At 64.2% G+C, this 22,066-nt stretch carries 19 protein-coding genes; 4 read left to right on the plus strand and 15 right to left on the minus strand.

Annotated features, from left to right (window positions below; genetic code table 11):
* Together BLS51_RS09860 and rfbB are read right to left on the minus strand one after the other, a co-directional pair.
* A partial coding sequence (locus tag BLS51_RS09860) for a sugar nucleotidyltransferase (protein WP_175472547.1) occupies positions 1-516 on the minus strand: 516 nt, incomplete at its 3' end.
* Positions 513-1,583 carry a dTDP-glucose 4,6-dehydratase gene (gene rfbB, locus BLS51_RS09865; protein WP_090183293.1) on the minus strand — a complete coding sequence of 357 codons (1,071 nt, stop codon included), beginning with the start codon at positions 1,581-1,583 and terminating at the stop codon, positions 513-515. The genes rfbB and BLS51_RS09860, both read right to left, overlap by 4 nt.
* A 92-nt stretch (positions 1,584-1,675) precedes the next feature.
* On the opposite strand from rfbB, the gene BLS51_RS09870 reads away from it, so the two are divergent.
* Positions 1,676-2,548: a symmetrical bis(5'-nucleosyl)-tetraphosphatase gene (locus BLS51_RS09870; RefSeq protein WP_090183291.1), complete on the plus strand. Its 873-nt coding sequence runs from the start codon at positions 1,676-1,678 to the stop codon at positions 2,546-2,548.
* A gap of 29 nt (positions 2,549-2,577) precedes the next feature.
* Here BLS51_RS09870 and BLS51_RS09875 read toward each other — a convergent pair whose 3' ends face one another.
* From BLS51_RS09875 to BLS51_RS09900, 6 genes are read right to left on the minus strand one after another with little or no spacing between them, the layout of a single operon-like run.
* Positions 2,578-3,327 (minus strand): lysophospholipid acyltransferase family protein, encoded by a 750-nt coding sequence (locus tag BLS51_RS09875; RefSeq protein ID WP_090183287.1) that lies wholly within the window; start codon positions 3,325-3,327, stop codon positions 2,578-2,580.
* Positions 3,328-3,336: 9 nt separating this feature from the next.
* The gene (locus tag BLS51_RS09880) at positions 3,337-4,650 is read right to left on the minus strand and encodes a dihydroorotase (protein WP_090183284.1); all 1,314 of its coding nucleotides are present in this window, start codon (positions 4,648-4,650) and stop codon (positions 3,337-3,339) included.
* Entirely contained in the window at positions 4,647-5,612 is a 966-nt protein-coding gene (locus BLS51_RS09885; protein WP_090183281.1) for an aspartate carbamoyltransferase catalytic subunit, read from the minus strand. Before BLS51_RS09885 ends, BLS51_RS09880 begins: the two co-directional genes overlap by 4 nt.
* Positions 5,613-5,616: 4 nt before the next feature.
* Positions 5,617-6,123: a bifunctional pyr operon transcriptional regulator/uracil phosphoribosyltransferase PyrR gene (gene pyrR / locus BLS51_RS09890; RefSeq protein ID WP_090183278.1), complete on the minus strand. Its 507-nt coding sequence runs from the start codon at positions 6,121-6,123 to the stop codon at positions 5,617-5,619.
* Positions 6,120-6,509 (minus strand): Holliday junction resolvase RuvX, encoded by a 390-nt coding sequence (gene ruvX / locus BLS51_RS09895; protein WP_175472548.1) that lies wholly within the window; start codon positions 6,507-6,509, stop codon positions 6,120-6,122. The genes pyrR and ruvX overlap by 4 nt, the downstream gene beginning before the upstream one ends.
* Complete coding sequence (locus BLS51_RS09900; RefSeq protein WP_090183275.1) at positions 6,510-7,169, minus strand: YqgE/AlgH family protein; 660 nt, start codon at positions 7,167-7,169, stop codon at positions 6,510-6,512. It lies immediately after the preceding gene.
* 154 nt (positions 7,170-7,323) lie between these two features.
* Here BLS51_RS09900 and BLS51_RS09905 point away from each other — a divergent pair, with 154 nt between their 5' ends.
* The gene (locus BLS51_RS09905; RefSeq protein WP_090183272.1) at positions 7,324-8,760 is read left to right on the plus strand and encodes a cryptochrome/photolyase family protein; all 1,437 of its coding nucleotides are present in this window, start codon (positions 7,324-7,326) and stop codon (positions 8,758-8,760) included.
* Here the strand turns inward: BLS51_RS09905 and BLS51_RS09910 are convergent.
* The 6 genes from BLS51_RS09910 to BLS51_RS09935 all read right to left on the minus strand — a co-directional run bounded on the left by BLS51_RS09910 (position 8,744) and on the right by BLS51_RS09935 (position 18,439).
* Positions 8,744-14,497 (minus strand): hybrid sensor histidine kinase/response regulator, encoded by a 5,754-nt coding sequence (locus BLS51_RS09910; RefSeq protein ID WP_229207555.1) that lies wholly within the window; start codon positions 14,495-14,497, stop codon positions 8,744-8,746. The genes BLS51_RS09905 and BLS51_RS09910 overlap by 17 nt on opposite strands.
* A gap of 18 nt (positions 14,498-14,515) precedes the next feature.
* Positions 14,516-16,816, minus strand: coding sequence for a methyl-accepting chemotaxis protein (locus tag BLS51_RS09915; protein ID WP_090183270.1), 2,301 nt, complete (start codon positions 16,814-16,816; stop codon positions 14,516-14,518).
* Positions 16,817-16,845: 29 nt separating this feature from the next.
* A complete protein-coding gene (locus BLS51_RS09920; protein ID WP_090183267.1) occupies positions 16,846-17,385 on the minus strand; it encodes a chemotaxis protein CheW in 540 nt (179 codons plus the stop codon).
* Positions 17,386-17,387: 2 nt separating this feature from the next.
* Complete coding sequence (locus tag BLS51_RS09925; protein ID WP_090183265.1) at positions 17,388-17,753, minus strand: response regulator; 366 nt, start codon at positions 17,751-17,753, stop codon at positions 17,388-17,390.
* Positions 17,754-17,772: 19 nt separating this feature from the next.
* Positions 17,773-18,168, minus strand: a complete 396-nt coding sequence (locus BLS51_RS09930; RefSeq protein ID WP_090183262.1) for a response regulator — start codon at positions 18,166-18,168, stop codon at positions 17,773-17,775.
* A 79-nt stretch (positions 18,169-18,247) separates the two neighbouring features.
* Positions 18,248-18,439, minus strand: a complete 192-nt coding sequence (locus tag BLS51_RS09935; RefSeq protein ID WP_301547057.1) for a rubredoxin — start codon at positions 18,437-18,439, stop codon at positions 18,248-18,250.
* A gap of 52 nt (positions 18,440-18,491) precedes the next feature.
* Here BLS51_RS09935 and BLS51_RS09940 point away from each other — a divergent pair, with 52 nt between their 5' ends.
* Together BLS51_RS09940 and hemL are read left to right on the plus strand one after the other, a co-directional pair.
* On the plus strand, positions 18,492-19,355 hold the full coding sequence (locus BLS51_RS09940) for a bifunctional hydroxymethylpyrimidine kinase/phosphomethylpyrimidine kinase (protein WP_090183260.1): 864 nt from the start codon (positions 18,492-18,494) through the stop codon (positions 19,353-19,355).
* Between the two features lie 17 nt (positions 19,356-19,372).
* Positions 19,373-20,665: a glutamate-1-semialdehyde 2,1-aminomutase gene (hemL, locus tag BLS51_RS09945; RefSeq protein ID WP_090183257.1), complete on the plus strand. Its 1,293-nt coding sequence runs from the start codon at positions 19,373-19,375 to the stop codon at positions 20,663-20,665.
* 73 nt (positions 20,666-20,738) lie between these two features.
* Here the strand turns inward: hemL and BLS51_RS09950 are convergent, their stop codons facing one another.
* Positions 20,739-22,064: an ABC transporter ATP-binding protein gene (locus BLS51_RS09950; RefSeq protein ID WP_090183256.1), complete on the minus strand. Its 1,326-nt coding sequence runs from the start codon at positions 22,062-22,064 to the stop codon at positions 20,739-20,741.
* Positions 22,065-22,066 lie beyond the last annotated feature (2 nt).

Consider the following 22,066-nt stretch of genomic DNA (forward strand, 5'->3'; position numbering starts at 1 on the left):
GGCGTAGTTCGATTTTGGCTGCTTTGGCTTTTCCTCGATCGATACGGCGGTGCGCTGCTCGTTGAATTCGACCACGCCGTAACGCTCGGGATCGTACACGTGATAGGCAAACACGGTGGCGCCACTGGTGCGCTCGGTGGCGCTACGCAGCAGCGCGTCAAGATCGTTACCGTAATAGATGTTATCGCCGAGGATCAGCGCCGATGGTGCATCACCGACAAATTCCTTGCCGATGATGAAGGCTTGCGCCAGGCCGTCCGGCGATGGCTGCACCGCGTAGCTGATGCTGATGCCCCACTGGCTGCCGTCACCCAGCAGGTCCTTGAAGCGCGGCGTGTCCTGCGGCGTCGAAATCAGCAGGATTTCGGTGATGCCGGCCAACATCAGCACAGTCAGCGGATGGTAGATCATTGGCTTGTCGTAGATCGGCAGCAGCTGTTTGGAGACACTCATCGTCACCGGATACAGGCGCGTGCCCGAGCCGCCCGCAAGAATGATGCCTTTGCGCTTGCTCATTGCTGTTCCTCGCGCTTGAAGTAGTTGGTTTCCACCCACTTGGCGTAGCTGCCCGACTGCACGTCGGCCACCCATGCCTGATTATCCAGATACCACTGCACGGTCTTGGCGATGCCGGTCTGGAAGGTTTCGGCCGGCTTCCAGCCCAGTTCGCGCTCCAGCTTGCGCGCGTCGATGGCGTAGCGGCGGTCGTGGCCTGGACGATCCTTGACGAAGGTGATCTGGTCGCGGTAACTGCCTTCGGCTTTCGGTTTCAGCTTGTCCAGCATATCGCACAGCGTGTGGACGACATCCAGGTTGGCCATCTCGTTCCAGCCGCCGACGTTGTAGGTTTCGCCCAGGCGGCCAGCTTCCAGCACGCGGCGGATGGCGGAGGCGTGGTCGGTGACGTATAGCCAGTCACGCACCTGCTGGCCGTCGCCGTAGATCGGCAGCGGCTTGCCAGCTTGCGCGTTGGCGATGATCAGCGGAATCAGCTTCTCAGGGAAGTGATACGGGCCGTAGTTGTTCGAACAGTTGGTGGTCAGCACCGGCAGGCCGTAGGTGTGGAAGTACGAGCGCACCAGATGGTCGGACGCAGCTTTCGATGCCGAATACGGGCTGTTTGGCGCAAACGAGGTGGTCTCGGTGAAGGGTGCGTCATCCGGGCCGAGCGTGCCGTACACCTCGTCAGTGGAAACGTGCAGGAAGCGGAAGGCAGCCTTCTCGTCTTCCGGCAGCGCCGACCAGTAGGCGCGGGCGGCTTCCAGCAGGCTGAAGGTGCCGTTAATATTCGTATTGATGAATTCGCCCGGACCAAGAATCGAGCGATCGACGTGGCTCTCGGCAGCGAAGTGCACGACGGCGCGCGGCTTGTGCTGCTGGAAGAGCGCCAACACCTGCGCCTGGTCGCAGATATCGCCGCGCACAAAGGTGTGGCGGGCATCCTGCTTCAGCGAGGCCAGGTTGTTGAGATTGCCGGCATAGGTCAGCTTGTCAAAGTTGAGGACAGGTTCGTCCGACTGCGCCAGCCAGTCGAGGACAAAGTTCGAGCCTATGAAACCAGCACCACCCGTTACAAAAATCATTTAGTATCCCGCAGCAAGCGTCTAATTAGTCGTAGGCGTGATTTTATGTGAAGTACCCATATTCGGGCAAAAATTAGGTGAGAGTCGATTCTATGAAAACCTATGTCATCGGGGATCTGCAGGGCTGCCATGAGCAGGCGCTGGCCATCCTCGACCGCATACGCGCACACGCGGCCGCCGACGGCGTGGCCGAGCCAGCCATTTTGTTCGCAGGCGACCTGATTAACCGTGGCCCGGATTCGCTGTCCACACTGCGCCATGTGCGCCGGCTGTCCATGGCCAGTGGCGGCCTGATCGACAGCGTGCTGGGTAATCATGATCTGCACCTGCTGGCGGTGGCCTATGGCATCCGTCCCGAGCACAAGTCCGATACGCTGGCCGAGATCCTGCACGCGCCGGACCGCAACGAACTGCTCGACTGGGTGCGCCGCCGTCCGCTGGCGATACGCTCCGGCGAGCACATCCTCGTGCACGCCGGCCTTTTGCCGCAATGGACCGGCGCGCAGGCGATGGCGCTGGCCGGCGAGGTGCAGGACATGCTGCGCGGCGATGGCATCGAGGAATTCCTGGCCGAGATGTATGGCAACGAGCCGGCGCAGTGGTCGGATGATTTGCAGGGTGCGGACCGGCTGCGCTGCATCATCAACGCCATGACGCGGCTGCGCTTCTGCGATGCCGACGGCGTGATGGACTTCAAGATGAAGGAAAGCGGCACCGCCGATCCGTCCACCGGCCTGATGCCGTGGTTCGAAGTGCCGGGCCGGCGCAGCGCGCGCGAGACAGTGGTATTCGGCCACTGGTCAGCGCTGGGTTTGAAGATGGAGAAGAATCTGATCGCGCTGGACAGCGGCTGCGTGTGGGGCGGACAGCTGTCCGCCGTCTGCCTGGAAGACCGGGCGCTGCTGCAAGAGCAGTGCCCGCAGTTCAAGGAACCTTCCCCCCGCAAGGCGGCCACAGGGGGCTGACCCCGCACGGGGCAGACCCCGCGTCCGGGCTATGGGGCGGCGGCTGGCACGCCAAGCGCGTGGGCGACGGCTTTGTGCGAGGCTTCCGCCAGATCACGGCGGTGGGCGCCGTCGGTGGCCAGCGGCGGCAGGATCGCCAGCTGCGCCGTCACCGGCGGCCCGTTCAGGATCAGCACGATACTCTCTGCAAAACTGGTCTCGCCGATGAAGTCCACCGACGGATGCGATCCGCCGCTGGCATCCTGATAGGTCAGTGCAAACGGCTGCACCGGCACTTTCGCGTCGATGGCCGCCTCGAACAGGTTGGCATGAAACGGCAGCAGGTTGCCCTGCGCCGCCGTGGTCCCCTCCGGGAAGAAGGCCACCCGCTCACCATTCTCCAGGCTGCTCACCAGCCCTTTGAAGATGTGCCGCAAGTCCTTGCGATTGCCACGCGCAATGAACACCGTGCCAGCCTTTTCCGCCAGCCATCCCGCCAGCGGCCACGAGCGGATCTCCGCCTTGGCCACGAAATGGCTCGGATACAGGCTGTGCACCACAAAGATGTCCAGCCACGACACGTGATTGGCCACCACCATGGAACACGGCAGCACCGGCGCGCTGCCGGGCGCCATCCGCACCTTCACATTGCACAGCGCCAGCAGCCGGGTCGACCAGCGGCGGATATGGCCGTTACGCTGATCCGGCCCGATCCACGGAAACACCGTGGCGCAGATCGCCATGCCCTTGAATACGTGCAGCAGCACCCGCACCAGGCGGAATATCGTCGACAGTTTCATGCAGCGGAATCAGCGTTGGTAAGCAACGTGGCCGGCCACGATGGTGGTTTTCACTTGTCCCGACAGGTTGTAGCCCAGGAACGGCGTGTGTTTGCCCTGGCTGGCCAGCGCCGACGCTTCCACCGTCCAATGCGCACCCGCGTCAAACAGCACCACGTCCGCTACCGCGCCCACCGACAGCGTACCGGCGTCCAGGCCCGCCACGCGCGCCGCTTCCGAGGTGATGCGGGCCAGCGCGCGCGACAGCGGGCTGATTGCAGCCTTGCCTGCGCCGCTGTCCTGTTGTGCCGCATAGTCGTCCGCCCACTTCAGCGTCAGCGACAGCAGCAACTCCAGGCCGGTGGCGCCCGGCGACGCTTCGCCGAACGGCAACAGCTTCTCGTCGTCGTCAACCGGCGTGTGGTCCGAGCACAGCGCGTCGATGGTGCCGTCCAGCAGGCCGAAGCGGATCGCATCGCGGTCGCGCTGGCTGCGGAATGGCGGGTCCATGCGCGCATTCGAGTCGAAGAAACCGATATCGGTGTCGGTCATGTGAATATGGTGCGCGCCAACGTCGCACGTGACCGGCAGGCCTTCCTGCTTGGCCTTGCGGATCAGCTCCAGGCTGGCGGCGGCCGAGATGCGGCACAGGTGCACTTTGGCGCCGCTGGCGCGCATCAGTTCGAAGATGGTGTGCAAGGCGATGGTTTCCGACATCACCGGCACGCCGGACAGGCCCAGGCGCGAGGCCAGCGGGCCCGACGCGGCGACGCCGCCACGGCCGATAAACGCATCCTGCGGACGCAGCCACACGGTGTAGCCGAAGGTCTTGGCGTACTGCATGGCGCGCAGCAGCACATTGGTATCCTTGATCGGCTGCTCGGCGTGCGAGAAACCGATGCAGCCAGAGGCGGTCAGCGCCGACATCTCGGTCAGCGCCTCACCTTTCAGGCCGACGGTCAGCGCGCCCAATGGGTGCACGTGCGCCTGATTCAGCTTGTTGGCGCGGTGTTTCAGCATTTCCACCAGGCCGGGTTCGTCGAGCACCGGATCGGTGTCCGGCGGGCAGACCAGGCTGGTGACGCCGCCTTGCATGGCGGCCTGCATTTCCGATTCCAGCGTGGCCTTGTATTCAAAGCCCGGCTCGCGCAGGCGTGCCGACAGGTCGACAAAGCCCGGCGCCACGATCAAGCCGATGGCGTCGATGGTTTCGTCGGCGCTGAAGCCGGCCGGCGCGACGCCAACCGCCAGTACCTTGCCATCGGCGAGATAAACGTCGTTAAGGCCGTCAATGCCATTGGCTGGATCGATGACGCGGCCGTTCTTGATGTGAATGTTCTTCATGCTTGCGTTCCTGCTACGATACTCATCACCGCCATGCGCACGGCGATACCAAACGTCACCTGCGGCAGGATCACCGCCTGCGCGCCATCCGCCACGGCGGAATCGATTTCCACTCCGCGGTTCATCGGGCCAGGGTGCATGACGATGGCGTCCGGCTTGGCCAGCGCCAGGCGCTCCGGCGTCAGGCCGTAGCTCTTGAAGTATTCGCCGGCCGATGGCAGCAGCGCGCCGCTCATGCGCTCGTTTTGCAGGCGCAGCATGATGATCACGTCAACGTCCTTCAAGCCTTCATCCATATTGGTGAAGGTGCGCACACCCATCTGCTCCAGGCCGCCCGGCAGCAGCGTGTGCGGGCCGATGGCGCGCACTTCCGGCACGCCCAGCGAGGTTAGCGCGTGAATGTCCGAACGGGCCACGCGGCTGTGCAGGATGTCGCCGACGATCGCCACGCGCAGGTTGGTGAAGTCCTTCTTGTAGTGGCGGATGGTGTACATGTCCAGCAGACCTTGCGTCGGGTGCGCGTGGCGGCCATCGCCAGCGTTGACCACGTGGACGTGGTTCTGCTTGGTCTCCATCAGATGCTTGGCGATCAGGTAAGGCGCGCCGGATTGCGCGTGGCGCACCACGAACATATCGGCGTGCATTGCCGCCAGGTTGTCGATGGTGTCCAGCAGCGATTCGCCCTTGCTGGTCGACGAAGCCTGGATGTTCAGGTTGATGACGTCGGCCGACAGGCGCTTGGCGGCGATTTCGAACGTCGTGCGCGTGCGGGTCGAGTTCTCGAAGAACAGGTTGAATACCGATTTGCCGCGCATCAGCGGCACCTTCTTCACATCGCGGTCGGAGATGCCCACGAAGGACGAGGCGGTGTCCAGGATGTGATTGAGGATGCCCTTCGGCAGGCCCTCGATCGACAGCAAGTGCTGCAGCTCGCCGTGTTTGTTCAGTTGCGGATTAAGCATGGTCTTACTCGATAGTTAGCGTGAATTTGTTGTCATCGGCGCGTTTCAGCACCAGCGCCTGGCCCGCAGGGACAGCAACGTTGGCGGCGACGAAATCGGCAGCCACCGGCAGCTGGCGCTCGCCACGGTCGACCAGCGCCGCCAGCATGATGCGTGCCGGCCGGCCGTAGTCGAACAGCTCGTTGATCGCGGCGCGGGTGGTGCGGCCGGTGTACAGCACGTCATCCACCAGCAGGATGTTGGCGGCCGCCACGTCGAAGGTGATGTTGGTTGGCTTCACTTCGGCCGGCAGGCCCTTCTTGGCGTAGTCGTCGCGGTAGAAGGACACGTCCAGCACGCCGCAGCGGGCCGACAGGCCGAGGTCGGCCGCGAGGCGCTCGGCGATCCAGGCGCCACCGGAGTGGATGCCGACAATCGCCACATCCGGCACGCCGGCCAGGCCGGCTTTCACATCTTCCAGCAGCGTCGCGTACAGCGCTTCGGCATCGAGTTGGTTGGGATTCAGAGTCATAGGGAGTCGAAGTATTGTTGCAGAATGATGGCGGCGGCGCGGTCGTCGATGACCTCGCCGCGCTTGGCCGAAATCACGGCCGAAGAATAGCGTTCGTCGACCAGCTCCACCGGCAGGTTGAAGCGGCCGTTCAATTGATTGGCAAAACGGCGCGCCCGCGCCGTCATTTCGTGCTCGTTGCCGTCCGGGTGCATCGGCAGCCCGACGATCAGCCGGGCCGGCTTCCACTCATCCAGCAGCTTCTGGATGGCGGCAAAGCGGGTGGCGTTGTCGATGGCGTTGATGACTTTGAGCGGCTCGGCCTGGCATAGCATGGTGTTGCCCATGGCAACACCGATTCTTTTGACGCCGAAATCGAAAGCCAGCAGGGTGTCGATACCGCTCATTTACGCGTGGCCCGCCTCGGAAGTCAGCATCAGCGGATCGATGCCCAGCAGGCGCATGGCGGCGGTGTAGCGGTCTTCGATCGGCATATTGAACAGGATCTCGGGATCGGCGCCGACGGTCAGCCAGCCGTTGCGGCTGATTTCATCTTCCAGCTGGCCGGGGCTCCAGCCCGAGTAGCCGATCGACACCAGGATGCGCGGCGGTCCCTCGCCTGCCGCCACGGCCTCCAGCACGTCGATCGAGGTGGTGAAGGCTACCTCGTCGGTCACCGTCAGCGACGACGAATAGCGATGGCCGGGCGTGTGCAGCACGAAGCCACGATCATCCTGCACCGGTCCGCCGAACATCACTGGCTCTTCGTCATGGCCCTCCAGGCCGGCTTCAACCTTGAGATCGATGCGTTCGAACAGCGTGTGCATGGTCATGTCGGTCGGCTTGTTGATCACCACGCCGAGTACGCCATTTTCATTGTGCTCACACACATACACCACGGTGCCGCCGAACACCGGGTCTTGCATCGATGGCATTGCGATTAGGAAATGGTTGGCCAGATTGAGGGCCGACGCCGAGATGGCGCCGAGAGGCTCCAAAGGATCGCCCGCCTCTTCCTGCATCAGGCCGGGTACAGCTAGAGTTTTGCCTATTTTGCTCTTCTTCATACAAGTTGCTCTCTCTGCTGGGGTGCGGGTTCTTTCTGTGCTGCTGACAATTACTGTAGTATTCGCGCGGCTAGCAACTCTGTTTACCCTGTAGTTTACACTGAAACGCGGGGATGGCCATGATTGCGTCCACCACAAGATTGATACAGACCCAATGAAACTGACTTCTTCCCTCGTATGGCTGCGCCGCGACCTGCGTGTTTTCGATCACGTCGCCCTGCATCAGGCCTTGCTCGCCAGCGAAAAAGTCTATTGTGTTTTTGTCTACGATACAACGATACTCGACGCGCTGCCACGCCGCGACCGGCGGGTCGACTTTATTCACGCCAGCATTGCCGAGGTGGCCACGGAACTGACACAGCTGGGCGGCCACCTGCTGACGCGCCATGGCGATCCGGTGCGGGAAATCCCGGCGCTCGCCGCTGAGCTGGGCGTCCAGGCAGTGTTCTGCAACCACGATTATGAACCGCAAGCGATGGCGCGCGACGCCACGGTGGCGCAGGCGCTGGAAGCCGCCGGCCGCAAGTTCTACAGCTACAAGGACCAGGTGATCTTCGAGCGCAGCGAAGTGCTGTCGCAGACCGGCGGCGTGTTTTCGGTATTTACGCCATACAAGAATGCCTGGCTGAAAAAGTTGGCGGCCGATCCGTCGGTGCTGGCGCCGTACAACATCGAGCCGCATGCTGCACGGCTGGCGCCTGCACCGGCCGAGGCGCCACCGCTGCCGACGCTGGCCGATCTCGGTTTCGAGCCAAGCAACCTGGCCGAGCTGAAGATCCCGACCGGCATGTCCGGCGCGGCGCAGTTGTTTGAGGACTTCCTGCCGCGCATGGCCGACTACAACGTGGCACGCGATTTCCCGGCCGTGAAAGGGCCGTCGTATTTGTCAGTCCACTTCCGCTTCGGCACGCTGTCGGTGCGCCACCTGGTGCGAACGGTGCTGGATTTGCAGGAGCGCGGCGCCGGCGGCGAAGGCGCGGCGGTATGGCTGTCGGAACTGATCTGGCGCGAGTTCTACGCGATGATTTTGTACCACCATCCGCATGTGGTGGGCGCGGCGTTCAAGCCGGCCTACGACGCCATCGAATGGGAAACCGGGCCGGAAGCCGATGCATTGTTCACCGCCTGGTGCGAAGGCCGCACCGGCTATCCGCTGGTGGACGCCGCCATGCTGCAACTGAACCAGACCGGCTGGATGCACAACCGCCTGCGCATGGTCACCGCCTGTTTCCTGATCAAGGACCTGGGCATCGACTGGCGCCGTGGCGAAGCGTACTTCGCACTGCACCTCAACGATTTCGACCTGGCCTCCAACAACGGTGGCTGGCAGTGGGCGTCGTCGTCGGGCTGCGATGCGCAACCCTACTTCCGCATCTTCAACCCGGTGACGCAATCGCAGAAGTTCGACGCGCAGGGCAAATTCATCCGCCGCTACCTGCCGCAGCTGAAGCAGCTGAGCGACAAGGAAATCCACGCGCCATGGGACGCGCCGCGCATGCTGGCGCCGGACTATTGGCCGCCAGTGGTCATGCACGATGAAGCGCGCAAGCTGACGCTTGAGCGCTATGAGGTGGTCAAGAAGCCTGCTTGAGCAGACCTTCGATCGCTTCCAGTAGCACTACCTCCTGGTAAGGCTTGCCGAAGTAGGCATTGACACCAAGCTCCAGGGCGACGTTGCGGTGCTTGTCGGCGCTGCGCGAGGTGATCATGATGATCGGGATGTCCCTGGTACGCTCGCCACTGCGCACATTGCGCGTCAGGTCGAAACCATCCATGCGCGGCATCTCGATATCCACCAGCATCAGGTCCGGCGGCGTTTCCTGCAACTGTTCCAGTGCATCGACGCCATCCTTGGCCAGCAGCACGCGGTAGCCCTCGCGCTCCAGCAGGCGCTGGGTGACGCGGCGTACCGTCAGGGAATCGTCCACCACCATAATCATGCGGCCCAGCGCGGCCAGTGCTGGCGGGCTGTCTTCCGCCACCTGCGCGTACTGCTCCTTCAGCTCCGGATGATGCGCCAGATGCTGCGCCAGCGCCACCGGATTCAATATCAGCACGATGTCGCCAGTACCCAATACCGTCGCGCCGGCGATGCCGACCATGCGCGCCAGTTGCGAGCCAATGTTCTTGATGACCACCTCGCGGTTGCCCAGCACCTCGTCCACTTGCAGCGCCAGCTGCTCGTTGCCGTTCTTGAGCATCATCACCGGCGTTGAGCGCTGTTCCGGCGGCTGCGCGGCGTCGCCCAGCAGCGTTGGCAGGTATTGCATGCCGTTGTCGCGGGCTTCGGCGAGCGCGGCGTCTTTCATCTGCACCACCTGTTCGACCAGGATCGCTGGCAACGCGTAGGTCTTGCCGCCAGCGGCCAGCAGCACCACCTGCGTGACGGCCAGCGTCAACGGCAGGCGGATGGTGAAGCGCGTACCCTTGCCCGGCTCGGAGTACAGGTCAACGCGGCCGCCCAGCGCTTGCGCCTCCGACTGCACCACGTCCATGCCGACGCCGCGTCCCGACAGTTCGGTCAGCGTGTCGGCGGTGGAGAAGCCCGGCTCGAAAATCAGGTCGGCGATTTGTGCGTCGGTCGCCATGTCGTCCTCCGACAACAGGCCGCTGCTGACCGCCTTGGCCTTGATGCGCTCCAGATCCAGGCCGCCGCCGTCGTCGCTGAATTCAATGACGACTTCATTGCCTTCCTGTGCCACTTGCACCAGCAGTTCACCGGTTTCGTTCTTGCCGGCTGCGGTACGCGCTTCACGTGACTCGACGCCGTGGGCGATGGCGTTGCGCAGCAGGTGTTCGAATGGCGCGGACATGCGCTCAAGGACGCTGCGGTCCAGCTCCACGCCGCTGCCGCGAATATCGAGGTTGACGCGCTTGTCGACATCCTTGGCGCTCTGGCGGGCGACGCGGAACAGGCGTTCGGAGATGCTGGCGAAGGGCACCATGCGCACGCGCATCAGGTCACGCTGGAGTTCACGGGTCAGGCGCGCCTGTTGCGCCAGGTCGTTGTGAGCGTTGTCGACGCTGCGGCTCAGGCTTTCGTGGAAGCTGGCGACGTCGTTGACGCTTTCGGCCATCATGCGGGTGAGTTCCTGCAGGCGCGTGAAGCGGTCGAATTCGAGCGGGTCGAATTCGCGGTCACTGGAGACGGCCATGCGCGAGGCGATTTGCGATTCGGCTTGCATTTCGACTTCGCGCAATTGGCGGCGCAGACGGGCGAGGTTGTCGGAGAAATCAGTCAGCGAGGTGCGCAGCGTGTCGACTTCGTTTTCCAGCTTGGAGCGGGCAATCGATACTTCGCCGGCCTGGTTGACCAGGCGGTCGAGGATGTCGGCGCGCACGCGCACCAGCGGGGATTTGGATGTGGCTTGCTGGTCGTCGGTGGCCGGGGCGATGACGGGCGGATCCACCGGTGCGGTTTCGTCGGGCTGCGGTGCTGGCGGGTGCTGTAATTGCTCGAACAGCAGCAAGGCATGGTCGTAGTGGGCCAGCAGTTCTTCGAAAGCCTGAGGCGACGCGGTGCCTTCGTGCACCATGTTTTCAATATGGGTTTCGATTTCGTGGCAGTGCTGGCCGAGGCGCATGGCGCCAGCCATGCGCGCACTGCCTTTGACGGTGTGCAGAAGACGCAGCAGGCTTTGTGCTTGCGCCAGGTCGGCAGGCGTGTGCTGCCAGGCGCGCAATGCTTCGCCGACTTGCGGCAACAGGTCGGCGCCTTCTTCCAGGAAGACCGGCAGCAAGTCAGCATCCAGATCATCGTTGAAGATCGCCGGTACCGGCGTCTCGGGCACGAAAGCCTCGACCGGCGCCGGCTCAGTCGGCGCGGTGTCGTCCAGCGAGGCCACAAGTGCGGCTTCGCCGGCGAGCGGCAGCGGCTCGGGCGCGGCTGGCTCGATCAGCTCGTCCGGCACGGCTGTTTCGGCTTCGCCGGCGAGCGGTGGCGGCTCGCGCATGGCCGACCCGGTCAGTTCGTTCGGCACGGCTGTTTCGGCTTCGCCGGCGAGCGGTGGCGGCTCGGGCGGGGCTGGTTCGGTTGGCTCGTCTTGCTCGGTTGGCTCGTCCTGCTCGGTGGGAGCGGCTTCGGCGGCCAGCTGCGGCACGAGGGCCTGCGGTTCGGCGATCTTCAATGGTGGCTCGGCGAACGCGTCGTCAAACGCGGCGTTGAACAAATCGTCGATGCCATCGTCCACATGCACTTCCGCCTTCTTCTTCGGCGGCGGCGAGTGCGGCGCCTCGGACTCCGGCACCGTTCCACTGATCGCGTTGTAAGTCTCACGGAACAGCTTATCCAGCGCCGACTCCTCCTCCACCTCCGGCGCATTCAAGCCATCCATGGTCTCGGCCACCAGATCATCCAGCCGCGACTCGATCTCATTGCTGGCCGCAGCCGGCGTCGCCGCCAGCTCATCGCGCAAGCCCTGCAAGGCGCTGATCAACTCCGGCTGCGCATCGGCCATGTCGCCAGCCGCAAAACCCTGCAGCATCTGGCGTATCCGCTCCATGGTGAAGTCCAGCAGATCATGCTGCACCTGGTCCAGATGCGGCGCCGGCGGCAGCAAGGCCTCCAGCGTCGACTCCAACGCCAGCGCCAATTCGCGCAAAGCCTTGAAACCCACCGTGCCCGATGTCCCGGCCAAGGTATGCGCCGCCGCCAGCGCCTCCGGATTCACCGGACGGCGCGGCTCATGACGCCACTCGCCAAAATCCGTCACCAGCTTGCGCACCAGATCATCCGATTCATGCAGATAGATGTTGAACAGCGGCAGAGGAATCTCCAGCCCACCGACCTGCTTCACATTGTCATCGCGCGGCACGCTCGGCGTAATGGTCGGGAACTCGATCACATTGCCATGCGCGACAACCGGCGGCACCACCGGCGCCGACACCGCCGGCTGGTCCGGCGTGGCGACAGGAGCAGTAGGCGTGGGCGTGGCAGGCACCTCAGCAGGAACGGAAGGAACGGCAGGCGCGTCAGCCTCCGTGCCTCCGGCGTCGCCGCCATCCTGCACGCGCGCCGCCGCAGCGACCAGCGCATCCGCGCTGCGCGCCGAGACGCCATCAGTGGCGAACTCCGCCACCCAGGCACTCATCTGCTGCGCGGCCATGTTCAACAGATCAAACAGCGCATCGGAGGCCGGGCGCTGCTCCGCCAGCCACACATTCATTACCTTCTCGATGGCATGTGCCGCGTTGGCAAACTGGCCGAGTCCCACCATCCGTCCGCTGCCCTTCAAGGTATGGAAGGAGCGGCGCAACATGGTCAGGTTCTCTTCGCTGCGCGACTGCGGCAAAGTCTCATCGACAAACGCCAGCACCTCCTTCGCCTCGGAGATGAACACATCCAGCAGTTCCTCTTCCACCGCCGCATCGCTGGCGGCCGTTGGCGGCGCCTCCACTGGCGCTGGCGCCGGTACCTGCTCGTCCAGCACGGGTATCGACTCCGAAGACGCCATCTTCTTGAACGGCACCGAACGGAAACTGCCCTGCTCCGCATCGAACGCAAAGCGCTCGCGCGCACCGGCCGCGTTCTGCGCCAGCATATCGACAAAGAAGCCCAGCGCGCCGACGTTCTGCGCAATATCATCCAGCGCCTTCGGCTCGGCCGCAGGATCACCTTCGCCACTGGCCAGCGCCTGCACCGCCGCCTTCACCTGCTGCACCGCCCTGGTTGCATCTTCCTGGTCCAGCACGGACAAGGCGCCTTGCAGCTGGTGCAGCACTGGTCCCAGTTCGTGCAGCGCAGGACGCCTGGAGGCATCGGCATAATAATCGTCCAGCACCTTCTCTACCTGGCGCAGGCCGCTCTTCATCTCCATCGCCAGCGCGACGGCAGTGTCTTCCTGCTGCATCTGCCATTGCGCCGGCGCCGGTGGCGTTTCGCCGGACACCAGCGCCACCAGCCGCGCGCCTATCGTGTCGGCATGCGCAGCAAAGTCGTCGGGCAGATGGCGGATATGCTGCAAGCCATGTTCGGCAAACAGCAAGGCGGTGGCGATTTCCAGCGCCAGCTCTTCGCTGCGGCCAGCGGTGACGGCCTTGCGCGATACAAAAGCCAGTTGGCGCATCAGGGCCGCCAGCGCTGGCAAGTTCAGTTTCTCGCAACGCGCCGAGGCTTCGGTCAGGGATGCATCAAAAGCGGCATCCAGATCGGCATCGATTTCGGCATTGGCCAGGCGTTCCCAGTTGGCCTTGGCGTTGGCGACGGCGGTTTTGGCGGCGTCCAGCGCCTCGGCGTCAATCTGGCCGTAGCGGCGCGCTTCGTAATCAGCTGGCGCCAGACCGTCCAGCGCGTAGGCCGCGCGCAGTTGCTGCACGATCTCGGCGGCGGAATCCGCGCCGGCAGTGGCGACGAAAAATAGCGCGTCGCGCAGCATCGCTTCCGGCTGCGTCGCCGCGCCCTGGCTGAGGCGACGGATTTGCAGGTTAATCAGGCCAAACAGCTGTTTGACGTACAGGCTGGCCGACAACTGGCCGCCGGCCACCAGTTCGGCGAAGCCTTGCATGGCAAGCCAGAAGGCGCGTGCCTGCGCGTCCTGCTGCGTATCAGCCACCAGCTTGACCGCGTCCAGCAGCGCGGCAGCATGCTCCTGCTGCTGCGCCGGATCGGCACTCTTCAGATACGGCAGCAGCGCGCGCTCGAAGCGCTGGCGATAGGCCGCGTAGTCCGGCGCCGATGGGCCGCCATGCGCGGCGTCCGCTGCGGCAGGAACGCCATGCGCAGCGCCCGCTGCGGCAGGAACGCCGTTCGCGGCATTCGCCACGGTGGAGCCGCCATGCGCAGCATTCGCCACGGTGGCGCCGCCGGCGGCATCGGCCGACGGATTGCTGGCCATCGTGGGCGCATGCGGCAGGTCCACCGGCTGCGACAGGTCCGGGAAGAACAGGTCGGCCGGATGCACGCGCTCCACGCTCAGCATCTCTTGCACCGCGCGATAGTACGGGAACAGCCTGGCCGGCTGCGACGGCGCGCCCGCCAGCAATTCCTCCAGATACTCGACCAATGCCTGATACAGCTGCGCCACTGCCTGTGCGTTATCGGTGCTGCACTTCAGCGTGCCGGCCTTGAAGCGGTCCAGCGCCGCCTCGGCAACCTCGGTCATCAGGCTCACACCGTCCAGGTCCACCATCTGCAAGGCGCCATGCGCCTGATGCAAATGCGATTTTGCATGTTGCAGCTGCGTCGCCTGATCTTCCGGTTCCCTGCCGCCCGCCTCGAACAGCGCAGTGCGCGAACGGGCCAGCGACTCGCGGATCTCCACCATCACCCACGACAGGGGCCCGGTATCCAGTTGCGCTGGCTGGGGAATCGAAAAATCGTTCTTGGTCATGCTTTTCTCGGCCTTGTATTAAGTGATCCTGAACCGCGCCACCGAGTTTTTCAACTCCTGCGCCAGCACGGACAACTTGTGTATCGATTGAGCGGTTTGCTGGGTGCCATCCTGCGTCTGCTGGGTCACCGTCAAAATATGTTGAATGTTCTGCGCCACGCCGGTCGCCGACGTGGCCTGCTGCCCGGTCGCCTGCGACATGCCGGAGATCAGCTCCGCCAGGCGGTTGGACACCTGCGAAATATCATGCAGCGCCGCGCCGGCCGCGTCGGACAAACGCGCGCCCTCCACCACGCCCTGCGTGGATTTCTCCATCGCCGCCACCGCGTCATGCGTGTCGGTCTGAATCGTGCGCACCAGCGCGCCGATCTGCTTGGCCGCTTCGGCCGAACGCTCCGCCAGCCGCTGCACCTCCTCCGCCACCACCGAGAAGCCGCGCCCCGCTTCGCCGGCCGACGCGGCCTGGATGGCGGCGTTCAGCGCCAGCACATTGGTCTGTTCGGTGATGTCGGAAATCAGCTCGGTGATCTCGCCAATCTCCTGCGACGACTCGCCCAGCCGCTTGATGCGCTTGGAGGTATCCTGGATCTGCTCGCGGATCTCGTGCATGCCCTTGATGGCATTTTCCACCGCCGTCGAACCCTGCCGCGCCGCCGCCACCGACTGCCGCGCCACATCAGCCGACTCGCTGGCGGAGCGCGATACATCGGTAATCTCATTGGCCATCTTCACCACGGTCGACGACGCGTCCTGGATCTCGCGCGACTGCTGCTGCGACGCCAGCAGCAGGTCGCTGGAAATGCTTTGTGCATGGGTGGACGCCCTGGTCACCTGCTCGGCGGTGGCTGTCACCCGGCCCACCAGGCCGCGCAATTCTTCCACCGTGTAGTTGACCGAATCGGCGATCGCGCCGGTGATATCCTCGGACACCGTGGCATGCACCGTCAAATCGCCGTCCGCCACTTCCTGCAGCTCGTTCATCAGGCGCAGGATGGCGGCCTGGTTCTGGTCATTCATCGCCTTGGCCTCTTCCTCCAGGCGCTTGGACTCCTGGCGCATGGCCTCCGCTTCGTTGCGGCGGCGCTCGGCGCCGCGCGTGCGGTTATACGAATCCATCAGCAGCACGCGGCCGATCAGCGCCGCCGCCACCAGCGTCAGCATGCCGCCAGTGACCATCAGCCAGAAGGTCAGGCCGAGCGAATCCTGATCCTCGCGATAGGCCTTCTGCAAGGTGCCGAGGCGCTGGCGCAGTGCCTCGTTGTCGCTGAAGATCAGCTGCTCGGCGGCTTTGGCGGCGGTGAACTTATCCAGCTTGTCCAGCACCGCCGTCACCAGTTTCTGATATTCCTCGAATTCCGTTTGCAACGCACTGAACTTGGCGCGCAACTCCGGCTCGCGCACGGCGGCCAGGCCCAAAGGCACGCTGCCATTCAGGAATCCCTCGATGGTATTGCGGAACACCGTGGTGTCGCGCCCCAGCTGGAACGCGGTCTCCGAGCTGATGCCGCCGGCGGTAAGGAATTCGGCCGCGCCACGGTTCATGCGCTGCGTCAGCATGGTCAGCTTGCCCAGCGCCGCGATCTCGCGCGCCGACGAACCGCGTTGCAGCTTGATGCCGATGATGTCCTCGGTGCGCACCAGCAGGTCGGGCGACATCTCGTTCAGCTTTTGCAGCGTTTTATCCATGCCGCTCAGGTCCGCTTTCAGTGCCAGGATGGTGCCAGCAGCGAGGTCGGTGGCATTCCACTGCTTGCGCGCCGCCGCCACCACGGTGGCCAGGTCGGAACGCGGCTCGCCGATCGCGCGGCCCTGGTACTTGCCGCCGCGCGTCATCAGGTTGATGTCTTCAGTGAGTTCCTTGCGGCTTTCCTCCAGCTGGCGAAAGCCTTCGGCGCTGCCCTGCACCGCGTTGGGCGCGGCCTTGCCGATGCGCTGCGAATGCATCAGCGCGTCACTGGCCACCTGGGTCTGCGCCGAACGGTTGGCGCTGTGCATATTATTCAGCGCGACAAACACCGCGCTGGCGCCCAGGCAGACGCCCAGCGCCGACGACAGGATGCTCAGTTGGCGTTGCGCCGGCAGGTGGCCGATCAGCGGCAGCTTGAACGCCAGCGCCGGTTCGGCGACGGCGGCCTGACCACGGCGGCGGCCCAGTGCATCGCGCAGGCGCAGCGGTGCATCGCCTTCGTCACCGTGATTGAGCGTAGCGGCTGGCGTGGGCGTGTGCAGAAACTGCGAATCGCCGAATTCCGAATTCGGCGCCGCCTGCTGGGCGGCGCTCCGGTCGCCGCGCGAGAAAAACCCCAACTTGAAAGCCATTACACCCTCTCCGGATCAGTGTTTGCCTGCTATATCAGCCCTACATGCGAAAAACGGGATTCCTGCACCAGCAATGCCAGGTCGATGCGCGTCCATTGCTGGCCGTCGCCATCGCGGAACTGCTGGCTGCTCCATGCCGGCGCACCGTCATCGGCAGGCGCCTGCGTCATGTCAGCCAGCTTGCGCAAGCCCAGCACGCGCTCGGCCAGCAGCGCGCAGTTGAAACCGAGGCCCGGCGCAAAGCTAATCAGGCGCCGTTCAGCCGGCGCGCTGTCGCCGGCGCCCTGCCCCTGGTAGCGCGCCAGGTCGATCACGCCGGTCAGGTGGCCACGGATATTCACCAGGCCCAGATACCAGTCCTGCGTCAGCGGCACCGGCGCCGCTGTTTGCAGCAGCACGATCTCGCTGATCTGCGTCAGGTCCAGCAGGCACAATCGGCCGCCGACCAATACGCCCAGTTCGCGCCCGCCGACCGCCGCGCCGCTCTTGGCGGCCTGCATGCGCTCCAGCAGCTGCACCTGGTACTGGCGCAGGCGGCTGCGGCGTTCGGTGGCGGCCGGGCTGCTCATGCCTAGCCGAGCGCCGCGATTTTTTCCAGCAGCTGGCCCGGATCAACCGGCTTGACCAGGTAGTCGCGCGCACCCTGGCGCAGCGCCCAGATACGGTCGGTTTCCTGGCTCTTGCTGGAGCAGATGATGATCGGCACATCCTGCAGTGCCGGGTCGCGCGCGATCGAGCGCGTCACCTGGAAGCCGTTCGCGCCAGGCATCACCACATCCATCAGGATCAGCTGCGGCTTGTCTTCCTTGATCTTCAGCAGCGCTTCCTCGCCGCTTTCGGCCACCGCCACGGTATAGCCATTCTTCGACAGGATATCGCTCAGGTAGTAGCGCTCCGTGGGCGAATCGTCGACGATCAGGATTCTTTGTATGGCCATATTTCCCTCTGCGGCTTTGTTATTCTGGTGAGGCGACAGCGCCGCCGGTATGCTCGCGTACTGCGGCCAGCAGGCTGTCCTTGGTAAAAGGTTTGGTCAGATAGGCCACCGCCCCGACCATCGTGCCGCGCGCCCGGTCGAACAGGCCGTCCCTGGAGGACAGCATCAGCACCGGCGTGGCGTGGAACTGCTGGCTTTTCTTGATCAGCGCACAGGTCTGGTAGCCGTCCAGGCGCGGCATCAGGATGTCGCAAAAGACCAGCGCCGGATGGTGGTCGCTGATCTTGGCCAGCGCATCGAAGCCATCTTCGGCCAGCACCACGTCGTAGCCGGCCTGGCTCAGGAAGATCTCGGCGGAGCGACGAATCGTGCTGCTATCGTCGATCACCATGATTTTCAGGGGCGTAGAGGTCATAATAGGTCCGCTAAGATGAGGCTACACCATAGCATATGCCGCCTCTGCGCTGGCGCGGCGGTGCCGGATGACGATCTTGTCAGATCGCTACCATCTCGAAATCGTCCTTGCGGGCGCCGCATTCCGGGCAGCTCCAGTTCATCGGGACGTCAGCCCAACGGGTACCGGGAGCGATGCCTTCGTCCGGCAGGCCGGCTTGCTCATCGTAGATCCAGCCGCAGATCAGGCACATCCAGGTCTGGAATTCCTGCGTTGTTTCGTTGCTACTCACGTTTTGCCACCCTCAAGTAAAATGCTGAATTAGGTATCTTAATCTACCCGCCGTGCAAAACCAAACTTCTCCCCTCATTCTAAGCTTTGGCGCCGCTGATCCGGCTGGCGCCATTGGTGTCCAGGCCGACCTGGCAGCTTTTTCCGCGCTGTCCTGTACCGGGCTGGCGGTCACCACCGCGTTGCTGATCGGCGACAGCGCCCGTATCGAAGACCTGCAGGACATCGATCCCGACTGGGTGGCCGACCAGGCCCGCGTGGTGCTGGAAGACATGACCATGGCCGCCTTCAAGGTCGGCGCGCTGACCAATATCGAGCAGGTGGCAGCGATTGCCGAAATCCTCTCCGACTACCCGGACGCGCCGCTGATCCTCGATCCCTTCAGCTCGCGCCTGCCGGCGCCGTCCGATGACGACGCCGAAGAACTGCACACCGCGATCCGCCAGCTGCTGGTGCCACAGGCCACGCTGCTGATGCTGTCGCAGGTGGAGCTGGGCCGGCTGGCCGAAACCTGGCGCGAAGGCGTCGACGGCGCCGAGATCGACGGCACGCTGGAATCGGATGTCGAGCACCTGCTGGCCCTGGGCTGCGAATTCGTGCTGGTGACCGGCACGCCGGGCGGCAGCGCCTCCGGCGATGCCTCCGCGCCCAACACGCTGGCCAACACCCTGTATGGCGCCGACGGCGTCATCAGCCACGACGCCTGGCAGCACCTGGCCGGACCATTCATCGGCGCCGGCGGCACCTTGTCGGCCGCGCTGACCGCCTTCATGGCGCGCGGCGCCGACGTCCCGGAAGCCGTGGCGGCGGCACAGGAGTACACTGTCGGCGCGCTGGCGCACGCGCAGCGTTACGGCATGGGCAAGTTTGTGCCCAACCGTTTTTTCCATTTGCAGTCCGCAGCGGACCTGCAGTAGCAAAGAAAGATGCCACGATGACCACGATTTCCAAGAACGACCAGCTGTTCGAGCGCGCCCAGAAAACCACGCCGGGCGGCGTCAACTCGCCGGTGCGCGCCTTCCGTTCGGTGGGCGGCACGCCGCGCTTCATCACCCGCGCCGAAGGCCCGTACTTCTGGGACGCGGACGGCAAGCGCTATATCGACTACATCGGCTCGTGGGGCCCGGCGATTGTCGGCCACGCGCATCCCGAAGTAGTGAAGGCGGTACAGGAAGCCGCCACGCGCGGCCTGTCGTTCGGCGCGCCGACCGAGGGCGAAGTCGAGATGGCCGAGGAAATCGTCAAGCTGGTGCCGTCGCTGGAACAGGTGCGCCTGGTATCGTCCGGCACCGAGGCGACCATGAGCGCGCTGCGCCTGGCGCGCGGCGCCACCGGCCGTGACAAGATCGTCAAATTCGAAGGCTGCTACCACGGCCACGCGGATTCGCTGCTGGTGAAAGCGGGCAGCGGCCTGCTGACGTTTGGTAATCCCACCTCGGCCGGCGTGCCGGAGGACTTCGTCAAGCACACGCTGGTGCTGGACTATAACAACGTGCAGCAGATCGAAGACGCGTTCGCCAACTTCGGCGACGAGATCGCCTGCGTGATCGTCGAGCCGGTGGCTGGCAATATGAACCTGATCAAGGCCTCGGAAGCTTTCCTGCAAGCGCTGCGCGACCTGTGCACCAGGCACGGCGCGCTGCTGATCTTCGACGAAGTGATGTGCGGTTTCCGCGTGGCGCTGGGCGGCGCGCAGCAACTGTACGGCATCAAGCCGGACCTGACCGCGCTGGGCAAGGTCATCGGCGGAGGTCTGCCGGTGGCGGCCTTCGGCGGCAGCACCAAGTTGATGAGCAATATGTCGCCGGTGGGCGCGGTGTACCAGGCTGGCACGCTGTCGGGCAATCCGGTGGCAGTGGCAGCGGGCATGACCACGCTGAAGCTGATCCAGCAGCCGGGCTTCTACGACAAGCTGAGCGCCACCGCCAAGCGCCTGGCCGACGGCCTGACTGCGGCAGCCAAAGAAGCCGGCATCCCGTTCTGCGCGGATTCGGTAGGCGGCATGTTCGGCCTGTATTTCAGCGAGACGCCGCCGAACAACTACGCCGAAATGATGGCGGGTAACCGCGAGCGCTTCAACGTCTTCTTCCACGCGATGCTGGACGAAGGCGTCTACTTCGCGCCAGCCGCCTTTGAAGCCGGCTTCGTCTCCGCGCAGCACAGCGACGAGGTGATCGACGAAACCATCGCCGCCGCCCGCCGCGTCTTCAAAACCCTGGCTGCTTGAGCGACGGCACCAGCCCCAGACGAGAGGGTCAGACCCTGCATGCCGCCGTGCGGGGCAAAAGCCCGCATCACCACTAAGCCACCTCGGACACACCGTCGTCGGAGCGTTGTATCACCCCGGTGTTGAAGTTGTATTCGAACAGGTCGCCGTAGCGGCCCCATTCGATGGCGACGCGCAGCGCGCGTTCGGCTTCTTCTTCGCTCAACGTAAACCGCAGCAGTTTGAGGAACAGGTCTTCCGGCAGGTCGCCTGACTTGTCCTGTTGCAGCCCGTGGCAGATATAGGCAATCAGCGGTACATGTTCCAGCAACTGCTTGCCGAACATCTCCTGCCGTTCGGTGTTGTTGGCCTTGACGTAGTGGCCACCCAGTTCCGTCATCAGGATGTCGCCATTGGTCAGGTAGGCGAAGCCCAGCAGGATCAGCGCGTTCAGCACTTCCAGCAGTTCGGCATCGGTCAGCTCCGTCTCGTCGGCGATCTTCGGCAGGTCGGCGCGGCCGTGGAAGGGTTCTTCGGCCAGCAGCTCCAGGATGCCTTCCATGTGTGCGATGCCGGCTTGCGGCAGGCGGTCGCCCAGTTGCAGCTTCACTTCACGTTCGCTGATCAGGCCATTGCCGCTGTTGCCACGGCGGCCGGCGCTGGCCGTCATCAGTTCATAGACCTTGTCGATCAGGTGGCGCACTTCGGCGCTTTCGGCCTTGCGCGGCTGCGGCAGGGAGATCGGCAACTCGGCACGCACGCGTCCCGGATCGCTGGCAAAGATCAACACCCGGTCCGCCATCATCACCGCTTCTTCGATATTGTGCGACACCACCAGGATCGCCTTGGTCGGAATCTGGCCGGACTGCCACAGCTCCAGGATTTCTTCGCGCAGACGCTCGCCGGTCAAGACATCCAGCGCGGAAAACGCCTCGTCCATCAACAGCACTTCCGGTTCCATCACCAGCGCGCGGGCAATGCCGACCCGCTGACGCATGCCGCCCGACAGTTCGCGTGGCAGCGCGCCCTCAAAGCCGGACAAGCCAATCAAATCAATCACCTTCTCGGCGCGGCGCGCACGTTCTTCCGGCGCCATGCCCTGCGCCTCCAGCCCCAGTTCGACATTCTTCTGCACCGTCAGCCACGGGAACAGCGCAAACGACTGGAACACCATGCGGATGCAACGCGCCGTGCCATACAAGGGCATGCCGCGATACAGCACCTGGCCTTCGTCGGCCTGGATCAATCCCGCCATGATGCGCAACATGGTCGATTTGCCGGAGCCGGATTGCCCAAGCAGCGCGACAATCTCGCCTTCGCGCAGCGTGAAGTCGACACCTTCCAGCACCGAGCGCGCGGAGCCATCGGCGGCGCGGAAGTGTTTGCCAACGGCTTTCAGTTCAACGATAGGAGTGCTCATGA

Source organism: Duganella sp. OV510 (genome assembly GCF_900100205.1).
GTDB lineage: Bacteria > Pseudomonadota > Gammaproteobacteria > Burkholderiales > Burkholderiaceae_D > Rugamonas.